Annotated in this window: 20 protein-coding genes; 13 read left to right on the plus strand and 7 right to left on the minus strand. The window is 75.5% G+C overall.

Translation table 11 applies throughout. From position 1 onward, the window contains the following. Positions 1 to 43 precede the first annotated feature (43 nt). Together JQN72_RS13215 and JQN72_RS13220 are read left to right on the plus strand one after the other, a co-directional pair. On the plus strand, positions 44 to 3142 hold the full coding sequence (locus tag JQN72_RS13215) for an ATP-dependent DNA helicase (protein WP_307812670.1): 3099 nt from the start codon (positions 44 to 46) through the stop codon (positions 3140 to 3142). Beyond that, positions 3139 to 6447 (plus strand): ATP-dependent DNA helicase, encoded by a 3309-nt coding sequence (locus tag JQN72_RS13220; RefSeq protein WP_307812671.1) that lies wholly within the window; start codon positions 3139 to 3141, stop codon positions 6445 to 6447. The genes JQN72_RS13215 and JQN72_RS13220 overlap by 4 nt, the downstream gene beginning before the upstream one ends. Here the strand turns inward: JQN72_RS13220 and JQN72_RS13225 are convergent. Further along, positions 6413 to 7564 carry a phosphotransferase gene (locus tag JQN72_RS13225; RefSeq protein ID WP_204135585.1) on the minus strand — a complete coding sequence of 384 codons (1152 nt, stop codon included), beginning with the start codon at positions 7562 to 7564 and terminating at the stop codon, positions 6413 to 6415. The genes JQN72_RS13220 and JQN72_RS13225 overlap by 35 nt on opposite strands. Positions 7565 to 7605: 41 nt before the next feature. Here JQN72_RS13225 and nudC point away from each other — a divergent pair, with 41 nt between their 5' ends. Further along, complete coding sequence (nudC, locus tag JQN72_RS13230) at positions 7606 to 8532, plus strand: NAD(+) diphosphatase (RefSeq protein WP_204135586.1); 927 nt, start codon at positions 7606 to 7608, stop codon at positions 8530 to 8532. Between the two features lie 43 nt (positions 8533 to 8575). Here nudC and JQN72_RS13235 read toward each other — a convergent pair whose 3' ends face one another. After that, positions 8576 to 8836 carry a mycoredoxin gene (locus JQN72_RS13235; protein ID WP_204135587.1) on the minus strand — a complete coding sequence of 87 codons (261 nt, stop codon included), beginning with the start codon at positions 8834 to 8836 and terminating at the stop codon, positions 8576 to 8578. 101 nt (positions 8837 to 8937) lie between these two features. On the opposite strand from JQN72_RS13235, the gene JQN72_RS13240 reads away from it, so the two are divergent. The 7 genes from JQN72_RS13240 (at position 8938) to JQN72_RS13265 (ending at position 13046) form a co-directional block, all read left to right on the plus strand. Beyond that, complete coding sequence (locus tag JQN72_RS13240; RefSeq protein WP_239100605.1) at positions 8938 to 11058, plus strand: ATP-dependent DNA helicase UvrD2; 2121 nt, start codon at positions 8938 to 8940, stop codon at positions 11056 to 11058. Between the two features lie 160 nt (positions 11059 to 11218). Then, on the plus strand, positions 11219 to 11452 hold the full coding sequence (locus JQN72_RS13245) for a hypothetical protein (protein WP_204135588.1): 234 nt from the start codon (positions 11219 to 11221) through the stop codon (positions 11450 to 11452). A 242-nt stretch (positions 11453 to 11694) separates the two neighbouring features. Next, positions 11695 to 11979 (plus strand): WhiB family transcriptional regulator, encoded by a 285-nt coding sequence (locus tag JQN72_RS13250; protein ID WP_204135648.1) that lies wholly within the window; start codon positions 11695 to 11697, stop codon positions 11977 to 11979. 38 nt (positions 11980 to 12017) lie between these two features. Further along, positions 12018 to 12149 carry a hypothetical protein gene (locus JQN72_RS18735; protein ID WP_255541787.1) on the plus strand — a complete coding sequence of 44 codons (132 nt, stop codon included), beginning with the start codon at positions 12018 to 12020 and terminating at the stop codon, positions 12147 to 12149. Beyond that, on the plus strand, positions 12146 to 12295 hold the full coding sequence (locus JQN72_RS13255; RefSeq protein ID WP_204135589.1) for a hypothetical protein: 150 nt from the start codon (positions 12146 to 12148) through the stop codon (positions 12293 to 12295). Before JQN72_RS18735 ends, JQN72_RS13255 begins: the two co-directional genes overlap by 4 nt. Beyond that, positions 12283 to 12855, plus strand: coding sequence for an HhH-GPD-type base excision DNA repair protein (locus JQN72_RS13260; protein ID WP_204135590.1), 573 nt, complete (start codon positions 12283 to 12285; stop codon positions 12853 to 12855). The genes JQN72_RS13255 and JQN72_RS13260 overlap by 13 nt, the downstream gene beginning before the upstream one ends. Before the next feature lie 2 nt (positions 12856 to 12857). Continuing rightward, complete coding sequence (locus JQN72_RS13265; protein ID WP_239100606.1) at positions 12858 to 13046, plus strand: hypothetical protein; 189 nt, start codon at positions 12858 to 12860, stop codon at positions 13044 to 13046. 6 nt (positions 13047 to 13052) lie between these two features. On the opposite strand, the gene JQN72_RS13270 is transcribed toward JQN72_RS13265, so the two are convergent. The 3 genes from JQN72_RS13270 to JQN72_RS13275 form a co-directional block, all read right to left on the minus strand. After that, on the minus strand, positions 13053 to 14402 hold the full coding sequence (locus tag JQN72_RS13270) for an AarF/ABC1/UbiB kinase family protein (protein ID WP_307812672.1): 1350 nt from the start codon (positions 14400 to 14402) through the stop codon (positions 13053 to 13055). Next, on the minus strand, positions 14399 to 14953 hold the full coding sequence (locus JQN72_RS18465) for a hypothetical protein (protein ID WP_239100607.1): 555 nt from the start codon (positions 14951 to 14953) through the stop codon (positions 14399 to 14401). The genes JQN72_RS13270 and JQN72_RS18465 overlap by 4 nt, the downstream gene beginning before the upstream one ends. Before the next feature lie 136 nt (positions 14954 to 15089). Next, positions 15090 to 15251 (minus strand): DUF5679 domain-containing protein, encoded by a 162-nt coding sequence (locus JQN72_RS13275; RefSeq protein ID WP_204135592.1) that lies wholly within the window; start codon positions 15249 to 15251, stop codon positions 15090 to 15092. Between the two features lie 200 nt (positions 15252 to 15451). Between JQN72_RS13275 and JQN72_RS13280 the strand changes: the two genes are divergently transcribed. After that, entirely contained in the window at positions 15452 to 16000 is a 549-nt protein-coding gene (locus tag JQN72_RS13280) for a M48 family metallopeptidase (RefSeq protein ID WP_204135593.1), read from the plus strand. Here the strand turns inward: JQN72_RS13280 and JQN72_RS13285 are convergent. Next, positions 15956 to 16546 (minus strand): NUDIX domain-containing protein, encoded by a 591-nt coding sequence (locus JQN72_RS13285; RefSeq protein ID WP_204135594.1) that lies wholly within the window; start codon positions 16544 to 16546, stop codon positions 15956 to 15958. The genes JQN72_RS13280 and JQN72_RS13285 overlap by 45 nt on opposite strands. Next, positions 16543 to 17907 (minus strand): zinc-dependent metalloprotease, encoded by a 1365-nt coding sequence (locus JQN72_RS13290; protein ID WP_307812674.1) that lies wholly within the window; start codon positions 17905 to 17907, stop codon positions 16543 to 16545. The genes JQN72_RS13285 and JQN72_RS13290 overlap by 4 nt, the downstream gene beginning before the upstream one ends. A 97-nt stretch (positions 17908 to 18004) precedes the next feature. Here JQN72_RS13290 and JQN72_RS13295 point away from each other — a divergent pair, with 97 nt between their 5' ends. Both JQN72_RS13295 and JQN72_RS13300 read left to right on the plus strand, forming a co-directional pair. Then, on the plus strand, positions 18005 to 18439 hold the full coding sequence (locus tag JQN72_RS13295) for a molybdenum cofactor biosynthesis protein MoaE (protein ID WP_204135596.1): 435 nt from the start codon (positions 18005 to 18007) through the stop codon (positions 18437 to 18439). Beyond that, entirely contained in the window at positions 18436 to 19545 is a 1110-nt protein-coding gene (locus tag JQN72_RS13300) for a PDZ domain-containing protein (RefSeq protein WP_307812676.1), read from the plus strand. The genes JQN72_RS13295 and JQN72_RS13300 overlap by 4 nt, the downstream gene beginning before the upstream one ends. Positions 19546 to 19592 lie beyond the last annotated feature (47 nt).

The following is a 19592-nucleotide window of genomic DNA, read 5'->3' on the forward strand; positions in this document are numbered from 1 at the left end:
GACCGACGTCGCCCTGTCGGGCGGGCGTGGTGGAATCGCTCGCGTGCTCGTCCTCACCCGCCCGACCCTCGACGCGTCCGACCCGGTCGTCCCGGACGCGTCGCAGCAGGCCGTCGTCGAGCACCGTGGACCGGCCCTGCGCGTCCTCGGCGCGCCAGGCACCGGGCGATCCACCACCGCCGTCGAGGTCGTGGCGCACCGTGTCCTGGCCGGGGAGGTGCGCGCCGACGCCTCTCTGGTCCTCGCCCCCACCCGGCTCGCCGCCGCCCGCCTCCGCGACGCCCTCACGACCCGGGTCGGCGGCACGACGACGACCCCACTGGCCCGCACCCACCAGTCCTTCGGTTTCGGACTGCTGCGCGAGGCCGCGGCCCTCGCCGGCGAGCCCACTCCTCGCCTGCTCAGCGGGCCGGAACAGGACGTCGTCCTGGCCGAGCTCCTCCGCGGCCACGCCGTCGGCGACACCCCCGCACCTCCCTGGCCGCCCGGTCTCGACCTCGCGCTGCCCACGCGCACCTTCCGCGGCGAGCTCCGCGACCTCCTCATGCGCGCCGTCGAGCTCGGGCTCGAGCCGCACGACCTCACCGCCCTCGGTCACGAGCACGACCGCCCCGAGTGGGTCGCCGCCGCCCACCTCCTGCGCGAGTACGACGAGGTCACCGCGCTCTCCGCCCCCGGCGCCTTCGACCCGGCCTGGGTGCTCGGTGCCGCCGCCGACCTCCTCGAGGACGACCTTGCGGCTCTCGACCGGCTCCGGGCCCGGCTGCGGCTCGTCGTCGTCGACGACGCCCAGGACCTCACCCCTGCCGGGCTCCGCCTGCTCCGCACGGTCACGGGCGAGGGCGCCGTCCCGCTCGTCCTCCTCGGCGACCCGGACGCGGCCACCCAGACCTTCCGCGGCGCCGACCCCCGCCTCTTCCTCGATGCCTGGCCGGACGCCCCGACGCTCGTCCTCGGCCACGGCCACCGCTGCCCGCCGGCCGTGCAGGAGGCCGCCGACCGCGTCGCCGCGCACATCGGCGTGGTCGGCGGGACCTCGCACCGTGGGGTGCATCCCACCCCGTCGTCCGGGCCGGGCCACGTCGCCGTGCACCTCGTCCGCACCGCCGCCCAGGAGGCCGCCCTCGTCGCCGGGATGCTCCGCCGGGCCCGCCTCCACGACGGCCTGCCCTGGTCCTCGATGGCGGTGCTCGTCCGCGGCGCGGCCCGGAGCGCCACGCTGCGCCGGGTGCTCCAGCAGTCCGGCGTCCCGGTGGCCACGTCCACGGCCGACCTGCCGGTCCGCGACGAGCCGGCCGTGCGTCCGTTCCTCACCCTGTTGCGGTGCGCGCTCGACGTCCACGCCGGTGCCGAGGCGCTGGACCCGCAGGACGTCGTCGACGTCCTCACCTCGCCCGTCGGTGGCGCCGACTCCGTCGCCCTGCGCCGGCTGCGGCGGGCCCTGCGCCGCCTCGAGCTCGAGTCCGGGGGGAGCCGGCCGAGCGACGTCCTGCTCGCCGAGACCGTCCTCACCCCGGCCGCTCTGGACCACGTCGGCCCGGAGGCGGCCTCGGCCCGCCGGGTCGCCCGGGTCCTCGCTGCGGCGACCACTGCGCTGCGCGACGGCGCCGGGGTCGAGGACGTGCTCTGGGCGATGTGGCGGTCCTCCGGCCTTGCCGAGCCGTGGCGCGAGACCGCGCTGCACGGGGGTCCCGCCGGTCGCCGCGCCGACCGTGACCTCGACGCCGTCCTCGGGCTCTTCGACGCCGCCGAGCGCTTCGTCGAACGCCTCCCCGCCGCCCCGGCGCGGGAGTTCCTCGACCACCTGCTCTCCCAGGACGTCGCGGGCGACAGCCTCGTCGCACGGGCGCCGGAGGGCGACGCGGTGGCGCTGCTCACCCCCGCGGCGTCGGCCGGGCGGGAGTGGGACCTCGTCGTCGTCGCCGGCGTGCAGGAGGGCTCCTGGCCCGACCTGCGGCTGCGCGGCTCGCTGCTGCGCTCCTCGGAGCTCGTCGATGTCGTCACCGGGCGCGCGGGTGACGTCCGCTCGGCCCGTGCCGCCGTGCGTCACGACGAGACCCGCCTCTTCCACGTGGCGGTGACCCGTGCTCGGAGCCGGCTCGTCGTCACCGCCGTCCGGAGCGAGGACGAGCAGCCCTCGCCCTACCTCGACGTCGTCGATCCCCGGCCGGAGGTCCGTCCGTTCACCGACGTCCCCCGCCCGCTCACCCTGCCCGGCCTCGTCGCCGAGCTGCGACGCGAGCTGGTGGCACCCGACCCGCAGGTACGCGCGGCGGCCGTCACCGCGCTGGCCCGGCTCGCCGTCGCCCGGGTGCCGGGGGCCGACCCGGCCCAGTGGTGGGCGCTGCGCGGGCTCACCGACGACCGCCCGCGCCGCGCCCCCGAGGCTCCCGTCACCGTCTCGCCCTCGGCCATCGACCGCTTCACCCGGTGCGGCCTGCAGTGGGCCCTGCGGACCGCCGGCGGTGAGGGCCCGTCGATCGGGGCCGCCGACATCGGCACCCTCGTCCACGAGGTCGCCCACGACCTCGGCGACACCGACGCCGCCACCTACGCCGCCGAGATCGAGCGCCGCTGGGGCCGGCTCGGGATGCCGACCGGATGGCTCTCCCGGCGCGACCTCGCCCGCGCCCAGGGGATGGCCGCCCGGCTCGCCACGTACCTCGACGAGGCCACGGCCGCCGGATGGCGGCGCGCGGCGTCCGAGGCCTCGATCCGCGCCGCACTCGGCCGCGCCGAGCTCACCGGCCGGGTCGACCGCGTCGAGGTCGACCCCCACGGCCGGGTCCGCGTCGTCGACCTCAAGACCGGGTCGTCCAAGCCCAGGGCCGACGAGGTCACCCGCCACGGCCAGCTCGGCGCCTACCAGCTCGCCGTGCGCGAGGGCGCCCTCGCCGAGCACGGCCGCGACTCCGGTGGCGCGGCGCTGCTCCAGCTCGGCAAGGCGGCGAACAAGGCCACGACCCTCCAGGTGCAGGTGCCGCTCGCCGACGACCCCGAGCCGGGATGGGCCGACGAGCTCGTCACCACCACGGCGGACGCCATGGGGGCCGCCACGTTCACCGCCACCCCGGGCGACTGGTGCGGCGCCTGCCAGCTGCAGTCGTCCTGCCCGGCCCGCGAGGAGGGGCGACGCCTGTGACCGCGCCCATCGCCGCCGTGCCGCGCTGGTCGGCCGTCGCCCTCGCCAAGGCGCTCGGTCAGGAGTACGCCCCGACCGTCGAGCAGGCTCGGGTCATCGAGGCCCCCGTCGACCGCCCGATGCTCGTCGTCGCCGGCGCAGGGTCGGGCAAGACCGAGACGATGGCGGCGCGGGTCGTCTGGCTCGTCGCCAACGGGCTCGTCCGCCCGGACGAGATCCTCGGGCTCACCTTCACCCGCAAGGCCGCCGGAGAGCTCGGCGAGCGGCTCGGTGCCCGGCTCACCGCCCTGCGCGCGGCCGGGCTCTGGTCCCCGGAGGACGAGGACGGCGCCGCCCTCCTCGACGACGGCCCCACCGTCTCCACCTACCACGCGTACGCCGCCGGCATCGTCCGCGAGCACGGGGCCCGGCTCGGCGTCGAGTCCGAGAGCCGGCTGCTCAGCGAAGCCGCGGCCTGGCAGTTCGCGCACGAGGCCGTCGTCTCCTGGGACGAGGACGTCGTCGGCGTCGACAAGGCCGAGTCCACGGTGACGACCGCACTCGTCGACCTCAGCGGCGAGATGGCCGAGCACCTCGTGGACGTCGACACCCTCGCCGCCCACCTCGACGACGTCCTCGCCGCGCTCGAGGCCGTGCCGCAGGGGACCACCCGCAAGAAGAGGAGCCCGGCCGAGACGCTCGAGATCCTGCCCCGGCTGCGTGAGCGACGGGCCGTCCTGCCCCTCGTCGCCCGGTACGCCGAGCTCAAGGGCTCCCGCGACGCGATGGACTTCGCCGACCAGATGGCCCTCGCCGCGCGCATCGCCCGGGCCGTCCCGGAGGTCGGGCGCGGGGAGCGGGCACGCTACCGGGCCGTCCTCCTCGACGAGTTCCAGGACACCTCCGAGGCCCAGCTGCAGCTGCTGCGCCACCTCTTCGTCGCGCCGGGCGAGCCGGTGCCGGTCACCGCCGTCGGCGACCCGCACCAGTCCATCTACGGCTGGCGGGGCGCGTCGTCCACGACGCTCGTGCAGTTCCGCCGCGACTTCGCCGACACCGAGCCGGCCCGGGTCGAGAACCTCTCGACGAGCTGGCGCAACGACGAGGCGGTGCTCGCCGCCGCGAACCACGTCGCGGCACCGCTGCGCGCCGGCGCCCACGTCCCCGTCGAGCCGCTCCACGCCCGGGCCACCGCCGGCCCCGGCCGGGTCGAGTGCGCCCGCCTGCACACCGTCGAGGACGAGGGGGCACACGTCGCCGACTGGCTCGTCGGCCACGGCGCCGGGCGGGGCGGCACGACCGCCGCGGTGCTGTGCCGCAAGCGCTCGCAGTTCCAGCCGGTCGTCGACGCCCTCGAGGAGCGCGGCGTCCCCTACGAGGTCGTCGGTCTCGGCGGGCTGCTGCACACCCCGGAGGTCGCCGACCTCGTCGCCATGCTGTGGGTCGTCCAGGACCCCACCCGCGGCGACCACCTCATGCGGCTGCTCACCGGCCCCGTCTGCCACCTCGGGGCGGCCGACCTCGACGGCCTCGGCGAGTGGGCCCGGCTGCGCCAGCGCGCCGCCCGTGCCGACATCGCCCGGGACCGGCGCGACCTCGCCCCCGACGCCGGCGAGCGCGCGAGCATCGTCGAGGCGCTCGACGACCTGCCGCAGGCGGAGTGGGTGGGGGAGGACGGCCAGCGCATCTCTCCTGTCGCGCTCGAGCGGCTCGCAGGGCTCGGGGTCGCCGTCCGTCGGCTCCGCTCGCTCACCGGTCTCGGCCTCGCGGAGCTCGCGGTGGAGGCGGAGACGGCGCTCGGTCTCGACGTCGAGGTCCTCGCCCGCCCCGAGTGGTCGCCCGGTGCGGCCCGTGCCCACCTCGACGCCTTCGCCGACGTCGCGGCCACCTTCACGGCGAGCGCCGACCGCACCTCGCTCGGCGGCTTCCTCTCGTGGCTCGACGCCGCGGTCGACGAGGAGCGCGGCCTCGACCTCGGCTGGGTGGAGGCCCGCCCGGACGCCGTCCAGGTGATGACCGTGCACGCCGCGAAGGGCCTCGAGTGGGACCTCGTCGCCGTGCCCGGCCTCGTCGAGGCATCGTTCCCGGTCCACTCGTGCAGCACGACCTCACCGACCGGCGACACCGACGACGGCTGGGGGCACGGCACCCCCAAGGAGCGGGGATGGCTCACCGGGCTCGCCTCGCTGCCGTACGACCTGCGCGGCGACGTCGACGGCCTGCCCCGGTTCGGCTGGCGGGAGGCCGCCGACTGGGACGACCTCGCCGCCCGCTACGACGACTACGTCGCCCGAGGGGCGCAGCACGCCGTCACCGAGGAGCGGAGGCTCGCCTACGTCGCCGTCACCCGGGCGCGCCGCGACCTCCTCCTCAGCGCGCACGTGTGGGGCGACCAGGTGACGCCGCGGGTCACGTCCCGCTTCCTGCGCGAGGTCCGCGACGCCGGGCTCGCCGTCACCGGCCCGTGGGAGCCCCTGCCCCCCACGGAGGCCCCCAAGCCACCGAACCCGCGCACCGCCGAGCCGGTCTCAGTCATCTGGCCGGCGCCGCCACGGGCCGAGCGGCGGGCCCGGATGGTCGGGCCGGCCACGCAGGTCGAGCAGGCTGTCGCGGCCGTCCGGTCCGACGGCCCGGGCGAGACGCGCTCCCGGTGGGACGCCGAGGCGGTCGTGCTCCTCGCCGAGCGCGACGCGCGCCGGCGTGGCGGCGACGTCGAGGTCGATCTCCCGCCGCACCTCTCGACCTCCGCGCTCGTCGCGCTCGCCGACGACCCGCAGGCCTGGACGGCCGCGCTGCGCCGGCCGATGCCGCAGCCGCCCGCCCTGGCGGCGCGCCGCGGCACCACCTTCCACGCGTGGGTCGAGCAGCACTACGCCCGCGCCGCCATCGTCGACGTCGACGCCCTACCCGGGTCCGCCGACGACGGCGGCGGGGTCGCCGACCTCGAACCCCTCCGCGCGGCGTTCCTCGCCTCCGAGTGGGCCGACCGGCAGCCCGCGGAGGTCGAGACCAGCGTCGAGACCGTCGTCGACGGCATCGCCGTCCGGGGTCGCATCGACGCCGTCTTCGAGGACGCCGGTGACGACGGAGAACCCACCTGGACGGTCGTCGACTGGAAGACCGGCCCCCCGGCGTCCGGCGAGCGGGCGAACGCCCGAGCCCTCCAGCTCGGCGCCTACCGGCTGGCGTGGGCCCGGCTGCGCGGCGTCGACCCGAAGCGGGTGCGCGGCGCGTTCTTCCACGCGGCCACCGGCGAGACCGTGTGGCCGGACCTGCCGGGGGAGGACGGGATCAGCCGAGCCCTCGCCGCCGCTCGTGCTCGCTGAGGTCGATGACGTCGGTGTCGGCGCCGCGGGAGGCCGGCTCGGGGTCGTCGTCCGACGACGGGTCACCCACCTCGACCTCCGGCAGCTCGTCCTCGTCCTCGTCGTCGACCACGAGCTGTGGAGGCGGAGTGGGCCTGGACCGGACCCCGGCCGGGCGCAGCGAGGTGCGGTGGTAGTCGTCGCCCTCCTCGGACAGGTGGACCTCGTCGTCGAGCCGGCGAAGCTGGGTCGCGAGGACCTCGACCGCCCCGGAGTCCTTGCGGTCGAGGGCGTCCATGAGCCGGGCCAGCAGCCCGAGCTCGGCGCCCAGCCGGGCCCGGACGAGGAGGTTGCCGTCAGGGCGCTCGACCCGGGCGTGCGCGTAGGCCTCGAGCACGGTCTCGACGGCTGCCGGCGGCGCTTCGTCGACGAGCGCCGCGAAGTCGTCCGCGGGGTCGGCGACCTTGGCGTCCTCCCACCCGGTCATCGCCTTGACCCGGCCGGTGGCGGCGTCCTGCTCGTCGTCGAACACGACGAGCACGTGGTCGCCGGCCAGGGCGCCGTGGACCGGGGTGGCGGCGAACCGCCACAGCGAGACGTCCTCGAGCGCGGTCTCCCAGCGGGACAGCAGTGCGGTCGGCACCCGTCCGGTGGCGGCGGCGGTGTCGAGCTCGGCCAGCCGACGGGTCCGGTAGGCGTCGGCGTCGTAGGCCGGTAGCCCGGCCTCCTCGAACAGCGCGGGGTCGGTGTTGTGCAGCGCCGCGAGGGCACGACCGAGCTCGGCGGCCAGGCCCTTGCCCCACGGCAGCTCGGCGAGCTCGAGGGGATGCCCCGGCAGGTACGGGTAGACGGCCGCGCGGCCGCCCTCCTCGAGCGCGACGAAGCCCTTGGGGGCCGGGACGGCGAAGGGCAGGCGGCGCCCGAGCAGCCCCAGCAGCGCCACCGTGCGGTCCATCTCGGCCCCGGCCGCGTCGGTGCGCGGTGCACGCACGACCCAGCGACGGTGCTCGGCGTCCTGGACGAAGGCGAGGTCGAAGGCATGGCCCGGCAGGCTCGGGAGCGCCTCGACACTCACCGGCTCGAGCCCGGGGACCGCCGCGCTGGCGAGGGCGGCGAGGAAGGCGGGGCTGCGGTCCACCACTCCACGGTAGGCCGAACAGCGGCCGTACGCTGGGACCCGTGGCCCGAGCCGACCGAAGTCTTCTGCCGCAGGTCGCACTGACGGCGACGGCGCTCGACCGCCGCGCCGAGCTCCGCGGCGACGACGGCCTCCTCCCGCGGCTCCTGGCCGACCCCGCGACCCGGGTCGTCCGGCTGCGGGGCGACGCGCTCGCCGTCGAGGAGCGCGACGGCGACCTCCGGCTGGCGCTCGGGCCGCCCGAGCCGGACGACGCGTCGCGCTTCGCCGTCTACCTCGGGGAGGCCGGCGGCGTCGCGCACGTCGGGGTCGTCGCGAACGCGCCGGGGGAGGAGGACGCGTCACTGCGCACGCTGCGCCAGGTCGGCGCCCACCTCGACGACGTCGGGGCCGCGCTCTTCGCCACCACCCTCGCCCTCGCCAACTGGCACCGGACGCACCCGTTCTGCCCGCGCTGCGGCACGCAGACCGTCCCCGCGCAGTCCGGATGGGTCCGCCGTTGCCCCCGTGACGACAGCGAGCACTACCCGCGCACCGACGTCGCGGTCATCATGGCCGTCGTCGACGACGCCGACCGGCTGCTCCTCGCGCAGAACTCCGGCTTCCGACGCGGCGGGATGTCGGTGCTGGCCGGCTTCGTCGAGCCGGGGGAGACCCTCGCCGCGGCCGTCGCCCGCGAGGTCGACGAGGAGGTCGGGGTCGCCGTCACCGAGGTGCGCTACCGGGGGGACCAGCCGTGGCCCTTCCCGTCCTCGCTCATGGTCGGGTTCACGGCCCGGGCGACCACGACCTCGATCACCCTGCGCGACGGCGAGATCGCCGCGGCGCGCTGGTTCGGCAGGGACGAGCTCGTGTCCGCCGTCGCGGACGGGTCCGTGGTCGTCCCCGGGCGGGTGTCGATCGCCCGGCGGCTCATCGAGCTCTGGTTCGGCGGTCCCCTCGAGGCGCCCGAGGCCGCGCTGCGCTGAGGGCCCCGGCCGGCCAGCGCTCGGGACGTCCACCGTCGGTGTGTCAGGCGAGCCGCTCGGCGACCTCCGCGCCCGACGGGTTGGTCAGTGTCGAGCCGTCCGGGAAGAGGACGGTGGGGACGGTCCGGTTCCCGCCGTTGGCCAGCATGACGAACTCGGCGGCATCAGGCCTGCGGTCGACGTCGACCTCGGTGAAGTCGACGCCTTGGCGCTCCAGCGCGGTGCGCAGCATCCGGCAGAACGGACACCAGGAGGTCATGAAGACGGTGACCGTGCCGGCCGTGGGTGGGGCGGGGGTGCTCATCGGGCTCCTCGGGTCGGTGGCTCGCCCACGGCAACGCCGCGGAGGCTGCCATCCTTCCCGCTCGCCACCCGGTCGGTGTGCCGACCTAGGATCGGACGGCGATGACGACCCTCCCCGTGCACCCCGGCGCCGACGCGGTCCTCGATGCCCTCGACCCCGAGCAGCGCGAGGTCGCGGCACACCCGCGCGGCCCGATGTGCGTCCTGGCCGGTGCGGGCACCGGCAAGACCCGGGCCATCACGCACCGCATCGCCTACGGGGTGCTGTCCGGCACCTACCAGCCGCAGCGGGTGCTCGCCGTCACGTTCACGGCGCGCGCCGCGGGCGAGATGCGCACCCGGCTGCGCGACCTCGGGGTCGGCGGGGTCCAGGCGCGCACCTTCCACGCAGCCGCGCTCCGGCAGCTGCACTACTTCTGGCCTCAGGCCGTCGGCGGCGCCGCGCCCGAGGTCATGCCGCACAAGGCGGGGGCGGTGGCCGAGGCGGGCGGCCGGCTCCGGCTGCGCCTCGACTCTCCGGCGGTGCGCGACCTCGCGGCCGAGATCGAGTGGGCGAAGGTCTCGATGCTCACCCCCGACTCCTACGCCGCGGCCGCCACCGCTCAGCGCCGGGAGGCTCCCGCGGGCCTCGACGCCACCGCGATGGCCCGGCTGATGGCCACCTACGAGGACGTCAAGTCCGACCGCGGCGTCATCGACTTCGAGGACGTCCTCCTGCTCACCGCGGGCATCCTGGGCGAGCACGCCGAGGTCGCCCGCGCCGTCCGCGGCCAGTACCGGCACTTCGTCGTCGACGAGTACCAGGACGTCAACCGGCTGCAGCAGACCCTCCTCGAGCTCTGGCTCGGTGAGCGCGACGACCTGTGCGTCGTCGGCGACCCGGCGCAGACCATCTACTCGTTCACGGGGGCCTCGCCCGAGCACCTCCTCGGCTTCCGCACCCGCCACCCGCAGGCGCGCACCGTCGAGCTCGTCCGCAACTACCGGTCCACGCCGCAGGTCGTCGGCCTCGCCAACCTCGTGCTGCGGGCGCCGGGCGGCGGTCGCCGGGCCGGGTCGGTCGAGCTGCGTGCCCAGCGCGACGACGGCGTGGTGCCCGAGCTCGTCGTCGCCGACGACGACCCCGCGGAGGCCGAGCAGGTCGCCGGACGCATCGCCGCGCTCGTCGCGGACGGTCATCCGGCCTCGGAGGTCGCGGTCCTCTTCCGCACCAACGGCCAGAGCGAGCAGCTCGAGTCGGCACTCACCGAGCGGGGCATCCCGTACCTCGTGCGGGGCGGGCAGCGGTTCTTCGCGCGCAAGGAGGTCCGTGACGCCGTGCTCCTCCTGCGCGGTGCCGCGCGGACGGACGACGGCTCGGTGCCGCTGCCCGACCTCGTCCGGGACATCCTCGTCGGCGCCGGATGGACCCGCGAGGCGCCGACCACGGGTGGGGCCGCGCGGGAGAGATGGGAGTCCCTCGCGGCACTCGCGGCGCTCTCCGACGACCTCGTCGCCACGGATGCCGAGGCCCGGCTGCCCGCCTTCGTCCGCGAGCTCGACGAGCGGGCCGCCGCCCAGCACGCCCCGACCGTCCAGGGCGTCACGCTCGCATCCCTCCACGCCGCCAAGGGCCTGGAGTGGGACACCGTGTTCGTCGTCGGCTGCTCCGACGGCCTGCTGCCGATCACGATGGCCGAGACCGCCGACGAGGTCGAGGAGGAGCGCCGGCTGCTCTACGTCGGGGTCACCCGGGCCCGCGAGCGGCTCGTCCTCTCCTACGCCCGGGCCCGCACGCCCGGTGCCAAGGGCACCCGTCGTCCCTCCCGGTTCCTCCACGGCACCGAGTCGGTGCTCGGTGCCGCCGCCGGTGGCCAGCCCCGTCGCACCCGCTCGCGCGGCGGCAGGGAGAAGGCTCCGCTGCGATCCACCTGCCGGGTCTGCGGGGGTGACCTCACGACCGCCAAGGAGCGCACCATCGGACGCTGCACGCTCTGCCCGCCGTCCATGGACGAGCAGCTCTTCGAGGCCCTGCGGGAGTGGCGGCTCACCACCGCGAAGGATGCCGACGTGCCGGCCTACGTCGTCTTCACCGACGCCACCCTCACCGCGATCGCGGAACGGGTGCCGGGCGACACCGCGGAGCTCTCCCGGATCCCCGGTGTCGGGCCGGTGAAGATCGAACGGTTCGGCGACGCCGTCCTGGCCCTCGTCAGAGATTTTTCCGAGTCCCGATCCGACTGAGCCGCAAGCGTTCTCGTGTACCGGGACACCTCCACGACGACCCGTCCGGGTTAAATGCGTTGCCGGGCCCGATCGGGGCCCAATACAGTTCTCGGCAGCAAGACCTCGCGTGCCCGTCCGGGTGCGTGACACCGCGAGACCCGTGAGGAGGGGTGGACCGATGGAGACGACGACGAAGACCGACGCGGCGATGACCGCTGCCGGTGTGACGTGCGCGCGGACCTGGGCCGGTTCCACCACGCTCCACGCGGGCACCAGCGGTCGTCTCCAGGGGACCGGTCTGTCCGTCGTCGGGATCGACGTCCGTGACCGCGGCTACGCCTTCAACGCCGCCGCCGCCGATGCCCCGGCCATGGGATCCGCGTCCCCACGCCTCGAGGGGCCGCCTGTCTAGACGCACAGGCGCCACCACCTCGAGGCCGCGGATCCCACCAGGGATCCGCGGCCTTCGTCGTATCCCCACCGACCTTCACGCCTCCAGACCCACAGACGCACCAGACACGCGAGGACCAGGACATGACGACCAGGAGCGAGCGGCGCGACCACGACCGCCCACCCCATACCCAGCGCCCGACCGGGCGTGACGGAGCCCACCAGCGCCACACCCGGCGTGACGACCACGGAGGTGAGACCCCCATGCTGACCGAGCTGATCGACCTGCACGCGGTGGCCGTCCGCGACGGCCAGGGGATCCCCTGCCGAGAGGACGAGCCCGAGCTGTGGTTCGCCGACACCCCCGAGGGAGTCGAGTTCGCCAAGGCACTCTGCCGGACCTGCCCGGTCCGCGAGCAGTGCCTGGACGGCGCACTGGGCCGGCGGGAGCCGTGGGGCGTCTGGGGCGGCGAGCTGTTCGTCCAGGGCGTCGTCGTGGCCCGCAAGCGGCCCCGGGGCCGGCCGCGCAAGACCGAGGTCGCCGCCTGACCGGCGGCCACCACCAGACCTTCCGACAGGAGAGAGCCATGTACCACCGACGGATGCAGCAGGTCCGTCGCGTCGTGCACCGGCGTCGCGTCCACGAGGCGCAGCGCTTGGAGCGCGAGGCGGCGAACCGCGAGCAGATCCGCGCGGTCGTCCACGCGATCGTCCGATGACGTCCGTCCACGACGCGCCCGCACGCACCGCCCCCGACGCCGCGTCGGGGGCGGTGCCCGTCCCGGTGCCGGCGCTGCGTGCCCGCGACTTCTGGCGGGCCGTGGCCGGCGAGCTGCTGGCTACGCTGGCGTCATGGCCACGTTGACGATCGCCCAGGACCCCACCGCCGACAAGGTGCTGTCCGAGGACCCGTTCGCCCTCCTCACCGGGATGCTGCTGGACCAGCAGTTCCCGATGGAGCGCGCGTTCGCCGGGCCGGCCAAGGTCCTCGACCGGTTCGGCACCCTCGACCCGGCCGCGGTGGCCGCCGCCGAGCCCGAGGCCTTCGCCGACCTCTGCGCCACGCCGCCTGCCATCCACCGCTACGGCAGGTCCATGGCCGGACGCATCCAGGCCCTGGCCGTCGTCGTCCGGGACGAGTACGGCGGCGATGCGAGCGCGATCTGGACCGGCGTGGTCGATGGCCGCGAGCTCGTCGCCCGGCTCAAGGCGCTGCCGGGGTTCGGTGACCAGAAGGCCCGGATCTTCGCGGCCCTGCTGGGCAAGCAGCTCGGCGTGCGGCCCGACGGCTGGGAGGACGCCTGCGGCGCCTACGCCGAGCACGGGTCGTTCCGGTCGGTGGCCGACGTCGTCGACGAGGGCTCGCTGCAGAAGGTGCGGGAGTTCAAGAAGGCCGCGAAGGCGGCGGCCAAGGCCAAGGGCTGACCGTGCCCGACCCCGCGGGAGGCACGCCGCCCGTCTGCGCGGTCTGCGGCGCGACGCCGGAGGACGAGGTGCGGGCCCGCATCGCCTGGACCCGCGGGACCGAGGCCGGACGGGACGTCTGGACCTGCACCGCCTGCAGCCGTGAGCACCTGCGCAGCATCGAGGGCAAGCTCGACTCCGCGTGGTGGTGACGCAGGTCAGACGCTGCTCGGGTCCGGGGGGATGCGGGACTCGTCGACGCCCGGGAGGTACGCGCACACCATGTCGCGCAGCGGCACGGTGCCGCCGATCTGGCTGAGCACCCCGATCCCGCCGAGCCACACCCGGTGGATCAGCAGGTACTCCGGCGGCAGGTTGAGCTTGAGCCCGACGAGGAACTGCGGCCGCCGGGGGTCCTGGATCTGCGCCGCCGCACCCCGCAGCCACTCGCGCGTCGGGGTGAACTCCTCGTGGAGGATCGGCTCGACGAGCGGCTCGAGGTACTCGACGAGCCCGTCCGGGTCGATGTCGATGCCACGCTTGATGAACCCCTCGGCCCGCAGCACCCGGACGAGCTCCTCGCCGTCCCCGGCCAGCGCGGACGTGAGGATGCCGCCCATCTCGACGGGGAGACCCTCCGGCAGCCGGTTCACGGCCCCGAAGTCGAGCACACCGAGCCGGCCGTCCGGGGTGATCCGGAAGTTCCCGGGGTGCGGGTCGGCGTGCAGCAGCCGCGCGAGCGTCGGCGCCCGGAGCTGGAACTCGAGGTAGAGCGTCGCGGCCTGGTCCCGCTCGGCCTGCGTGCCGTCGGCGATGACCCGGGCGAGCGGCGTGCCCTCGACCCACTCGGTGACGATCACCTGGGGCGACTCGACGAGGACGTCGGGGACGAGGACGTCCTCGTCGTCGCGGAACGCGCGCGCGAAGTGCCGCTGGTGCCGCGCCTCGAGGCCGTAGTCGAGCTCCTCGGACATCCGCGCCCGGAGCTCGTCCATGATCGGCTTGATGTCGATACCCGGGACCCACGACCCGGCGACCCGCGCGACCCGGGAGATCTGGTTGAGGTCGGACAGCAAGGCCTTCGCGGCGCCGGGGTACTGGATCTTGACCGCGACCTCCCGGCCGTCGCGCCAGGTCGCGCGGTGCACCTGCCCGATCGAGGCGGCCGCCGCCGGCACGTCGTCGAACTCGACGAGCTTCGTGCCGGCCCATCGGGGCCCGAGCTCCTCGGCCAGGATGGCGTGGACCCGGTCGGCGCCCATCGGGGGCCCGGACTCCTGGAGCTTGGTGAGCGTCGCCCGGTACGGTGCCGCGAGCTCCTCCGGCATCGCGGCCTCCATGACCGACAGCGCCTGGCCGAACTTCATCGCACCCCCCTTGAGCTGGCCCAGGACGGCGAACATCTGCTCGGCCGTGCGCGCTTGCAGCTCGGCGGCCACGGCCTCGGCGGGGCGCCCACCGACGCGCTTGCCGACGCCGAGCGCCGCCCGCCCGGCGTGGCCCAGGGGGAGACCGGCGAGGCGGGCCGCGCGGGCGATCGACGACCCGGGGATCTCGCGCTCGCTCACCCCACCATTCTCACCGACCGGCACCCGCACCCGGGCCGGGAGGTCCAGAACCGGTGCGCGACCGTCCACCCACGACCCGAGATCTCGGTCGAGATGCCGGCCAGCGACGGGTCTCCACCGAGCACCGACAGCACGGTGACGGTGGAGACGGCGGCGGCGAGGACCACCGCGCCGGGCGAGGGCCAGGCCGCCCCGTCGTCCCGGGCGGGTACCGCCCCGGAGACGCAGCCGAGGCACGGCGACGTGCCGGGGACGACGAGCGGGCCGACGACCACGCGACCGGAGAGGCCGACCACGGGTAGCTGGGGCACCGCACGACCCGACCAGGGCGCCGCGACCGACGGTGACCTCACCCACGAGGGCCGGTCGCCCTCGGTGACGAGGACGACGGCTCCCGGCGCCGGGCCGCCGGTCTCGGCCTCGAGCTCCGCGGCGTCGGCGGCGAGACCGCCGGCGCGGACCCGGACCCCGGAGCGCCGCAGCTGGCTCGTCGTCTCGTCGGCGAGCCGGCCCCAGCCGTCGACGACGACGTGCCCCTGCTCGCGCGCCACCACAGCCCTCCTCCACGTCCGACCCCGCCATCCTGCCGGGCCGGGCGCCAGGCCGCGGCGCGTCGTCCACAGGCCCGGACACGGCGACGGCCCCGCACCACGAGGGTCGGGGCCGTCCGCCGGTGTCGGGAAGGGGTCAGACCTTGCCGAGGATGCGGTTGAGGTTCGTCCCACACACGGGGCACTGGCCCTTGGCCATCCGCCGTCCGTTGTCGGAGACCACGACCTTGCCCTCCGCCTCGCGCTTCTCCTTGCACTTCACGCAGTAGAACTCGCCCTTGTAGGTCTCATCGGCCATCGCCGTTTCTCCGTTCGTGCAGGTCGGGGAGCCCACCGACCGCGGGTGAGGCCGCCGAAGCGGCCAGGACCGTCTCACGATATCGACGGGCACGCGTGACTCAGGCCCAGGACGCGGGCGGGTCCCGGGCCGAAGGCGCCCCGTCAGCCACACCGTCACCATCCACCACACGAGTGCTCCCGGGCGGCTACCATCCTGCCGTGGGGAGACCGGACGTCGAGGTCCGCCGCAGCAGGCGGCGCCGCCGCACCGTGAGCGCCTACCGGGACGGTGGGCGCACCGTCGTGCTCATCCCCGCGAGCTTCTCCTCCGCCGAGGAGGCGCGCTGGGTCGACCGCATGCTCGAGCGTCTCGCACGGGGCGAACGGCGCCGGGCGCTCGGTGACGACGATCTCGAGGCCCGCGCGGCCCGCCTCTCCGAGCGCTACCTCGGCGGCCATGCCCGGCCCGCGTCCGTGCGCTGGGTGTCGACGATGGAGAAGCGATGGGGCTCGTGCACCCCGGCGGACTCCTCCATCCGCGTCTCGGACCGGCTGCGCGACGCCCCCGGCTACGTCCTCGACTACGTGTTGCTGCACGAGCTCGCCCACCTGCTCGTCTCCGGCCACGGGCCGGCGTTCTGGCGGCTGCTCGGCTCCTACCCCCGGCTGGAGCGGGCCCGAGGCTTCCTCGAGGGCTGGTCCCGCGCGCCCGGGGCCGCGACCTCAGCCGAGACCGAGAGCCCGGCGGGCGAGGTCGACGAGGGGTGAGAGCTCGCCCCGCGTGCCCTCGGGCAGGGCGTCCACCGGCCACCACCGCAGGTCGAGCGACTCGGGACCGACCTGCGGGGCCGCGCCCTCCGTAGCCATCGCCGCGTACCGGACGTCCAGGTGCTCCCGGCAACGGCCGAAGTCGCCGGCGAGGACGTGACGGTCCAGCTGGACGGGCTCGGGCAGCGGCTCCACGCCGAGGATGCCGGACTCCTCGCGGGCCTCCCGCGCGGCCGCCGCCCACAGCCCGCGATCGCCCTGCTCGAGGTGCCCGCCGAGCTGGAACCACCGCCCGGCACGGCGGTGGTGGGTGAGGAGCACGTTCCGTCCTGCGGAGTCCAGGACGACGCAGGACGCGGTGAGGTGTGCGGGCGGCCCGGTCTTCGCCACCCCGTCAGGGAACGAGGCGAGGTGCTCGAGGTAGGAGCGGCGCAGCGCCTCCTGCCGGGCGTCGGGCGCCGACCAGGCCCCGAGGACGGTGGCGGCGTCCCGGACGAGATGCGCGTGCGCCCGGGCGACCTCGGCCGACGTCGACGGCGCGTTCACGCCTCGCCCTCGCCGCGCAGCAGCGCGTCGAGCTCGGCGTCCAGGGCGTCGGTGTCGCTGCTCGATGACCGCTCGACGTAGCCCAGAGGGTCGTCGAGGTCGGCACCGGAGGGGGCGAGGTCCGGATGCCGCCACGCGGCGTCCCGCGCGGCGGCGCCCCCCGAGTCCTCGAGGGCGCGGAAGAGGTTGGCCGCGTCCCGGAGCCGGCGTGGACGGAGCTCGAGGCCCACGAGTGCCCCGAAGGCCTTCTCCGCCGGCCCGCCCGTCGCCCGGCGGCGGCGCACCGCCTCGCCGAGGGCGTCGGCCGACGGGAGGTGCCCGGCGACCGCCTGCTCGGCCACGACGTCGACCCATCCCTCGACGAGCGCGAGCAGGGTCTCGAGACGGGCGAGCGCCGCCTGCTGGGCGGGGGAGTGCTCGGGGGCGAACATCCGCCCCTGGAGGGCCTCCTGGACCGCCTGGGGGTCGGACGGGTCGATGGACCGCACGGCCTCCTCGATGGCATCGGTGTCGATCGCGATGTCGGCGGCGTAGTCCCGGACGGCCGCCAGGAGCCCGGGAGCGAGCCAGGGGACCGCGTGGAACAGCCGGACCCGGGCCACCTCTCGGACGGCGAGGTACAGCCGGGTCTGGGGCTCGTCGACCTCGAGGCCCTCGGCGAAGGCCCGGACGGCGGTCGGCATGAGGACGACGTCGGGCGGGGCCACGAGGGGGAGGGAGACCTCGTCGCCGGTGAGCACCTCGCCGGCGAGGGCGCCGACGCCCTGCCCGAGCTGCAACGAGAACAGGGACCCGTGCATGCGCCGGAGCATCGGGGCGGCCTGGTCGAGCATCCCGGCCATCCCGGCCGGGACGGCGTCCTCCGGCAGGTTCTCGAGCTGGCGGGCCATCGCCGAGGAGACGGCGTCGGTGACCCCTTCCGCGACCGGCTCGACGAGCCCGGCCCAGACGGGGACGGTGGCCTCGACCCACTCGGCCAGGCTCCACGCCGTGCCCCGGAGCCCTGCGGCGTCGAGGTCGGTGACCGCCGAGAGCCACAGGCCGGCGACCTGGACGGCCTCGGCGGCCGCGCGACGGTCGGCGTCGCTCGCGAGGACGTCACCGGCGGCCGCGACCGTCTTGCGGGCGATGTCCGTGGAGGTCGTGACGTCGACCTCGGTGTCGCCGGCCGGCGCCTCGAACATCTGCTGGACCTGGCCCATGACCATCCGGAGCATCTGCGGGTCGACCTGGTCCAGTCCCATGCCGCGCATCATCGACACGAGCTGAGGGTCGAGCTCGCCACCCCCGCCGAGGTCGCGCAACATCTGCTCGAGCTCCGGCGGGAGGTCGGGGGTGTCGTCGTCGGCGGGGTCGCTCACTGCCGGTCTCCTGCGCGTCGGGTGAGAGGATGGGGTCATCACTACCCAACCACTCCCGCGCGCGAATCGTTCCGCCGCGGGCCCCCGAGGAGCCCCTTTGGCCACCGATGACGCTGCGGTCGCGCTCGTCGACGTCCGTGACGAGCCGCTGTCCGTCGACGAGTCCCTCGCCGCCGTCCGGCACCCCCGCTGCGGAGGAGTCGCCCTCTTCGTCGGCGTCGTCCGCGACCACGACCACGGTGACGGCGTGACCGCCCTCGACTACTCGGCCCACCCACAGGCCGTGGCCACGATGCGAGAGGTGTGCGCCGAGGTGCTGGCCGGGTCCGAGGCCCTCCGCGTCGCGGCCGTCCACCGCACGGGGTCCCTCGCCGTCGGTGACCTCGCGGTCGTCGTCGCCGCCGCGGCCCCGCACCGGGGGCAGGCCTTCGACGCCTGCCGGCAGCTCATCGACACCCTCAAGGCGCGGACCCCGATCTGGAAGCACCAGCACCTCGACGACGGCTCGCACGAGTGGGTGGGCCTGCCGTGAGCGACCGCGCCGAGCCACGCGTCGGGCCCGACGCCGCGCCCCACGAGCCCCTCGGCCCCGCGCGGCCGGGCCGGTTCGCGACGGCCTCGCTGACCACCGTCTTCCTCCTCGTCATCGTCGCCGCGGGCCTCACGTTCGTCGGCCTGCCGTACGTCGTCCTCTCCCCGGGACCGGCGACGAACGTCCTGGGTTCGGTCGACGGCAAGCCGGTCCTCACGGTGGAGGGCGCGCAGACCTACCCGACCGAGGGCGCGCTCGACTTCACCACCGTCTCCTTCGACGGCGGGCCCGGCCGGACCGTCACCGTCTACGAGCTGCTCGAGGCCTGGGTGCGCGACGACGTCGAGGCCGCGTCCGAGGACCTCTACTTCCCGCCGGAGGCCACGGAGGACCAGATCGAGGCCGAGAACGCCGAGATGATGAACGACTCCCAGGTCGTCGCGGCCGCGACCGCACTGCGGGCCCTCGGGACGGACGTCCCGACCTCCGTGGCCATCGCCGACGTCCCCGCCGGCGGTCCCGCGGAGGGGAGGATCGAGCCCGGGGACGTCCTCGTGTCCGTCGACGGCGAGAAGGCCTCGGACACCGGTGCGGTGCGCGCCGCGGTCCAGGCGCGCAGCCCGGGTGAGGACGTCAGTGTCCGGCTGCGCCGCGACGGCGAGGAGCAGACCGTGACCGTCCCGACCGTCGACACCGGGGGCCGGGCCGTCATCGGCGTCCTGCTGCGGACCCAGTACGACCTGCCCGTCCAGGTGACGCTCAACACCGGACGGGTCGGGGGGCCCTCGGCCGGGCTGATGTTCAGCCTGGCCATCTACGACTCCCTGACCCCCGGCTCGCTGACCGGCGGGGAGCGGGTGGCCGGCACCGGCACGATCCTGGACGACGGCAGCGTCGGCCCGATCAGCGGTATCCGCCAGAAGATGGTCGGGGCGCACGAGGCCGGGGCGCGCTACTTCCTGTCGCCGGAGGGTGACTGCGCGGACGCGGTCGGTCACGTGCCGGACGGGATGGAGCTGTTCAAGGTGACGAGCTTCGACGACGCCCGGGTCGCCGTGGAGGCGATCGCGACGGGCGAGGTCGCGGGCCTCCCGCGCTGCGGCTGAGCCATACGAGGCGGTCGACGACAGCCCAGCCCCTCAGGCTGCGTCGT

The organism is Phycicoccus sp. CSK15P-2 (assembly GCF_016888005.1).
Classification (GTDB): domain Bacteria; phylum Actinomycetota; class Actinomycetes; order Actinomycetales; family Dermatophilaceae; genus Phycicoccus.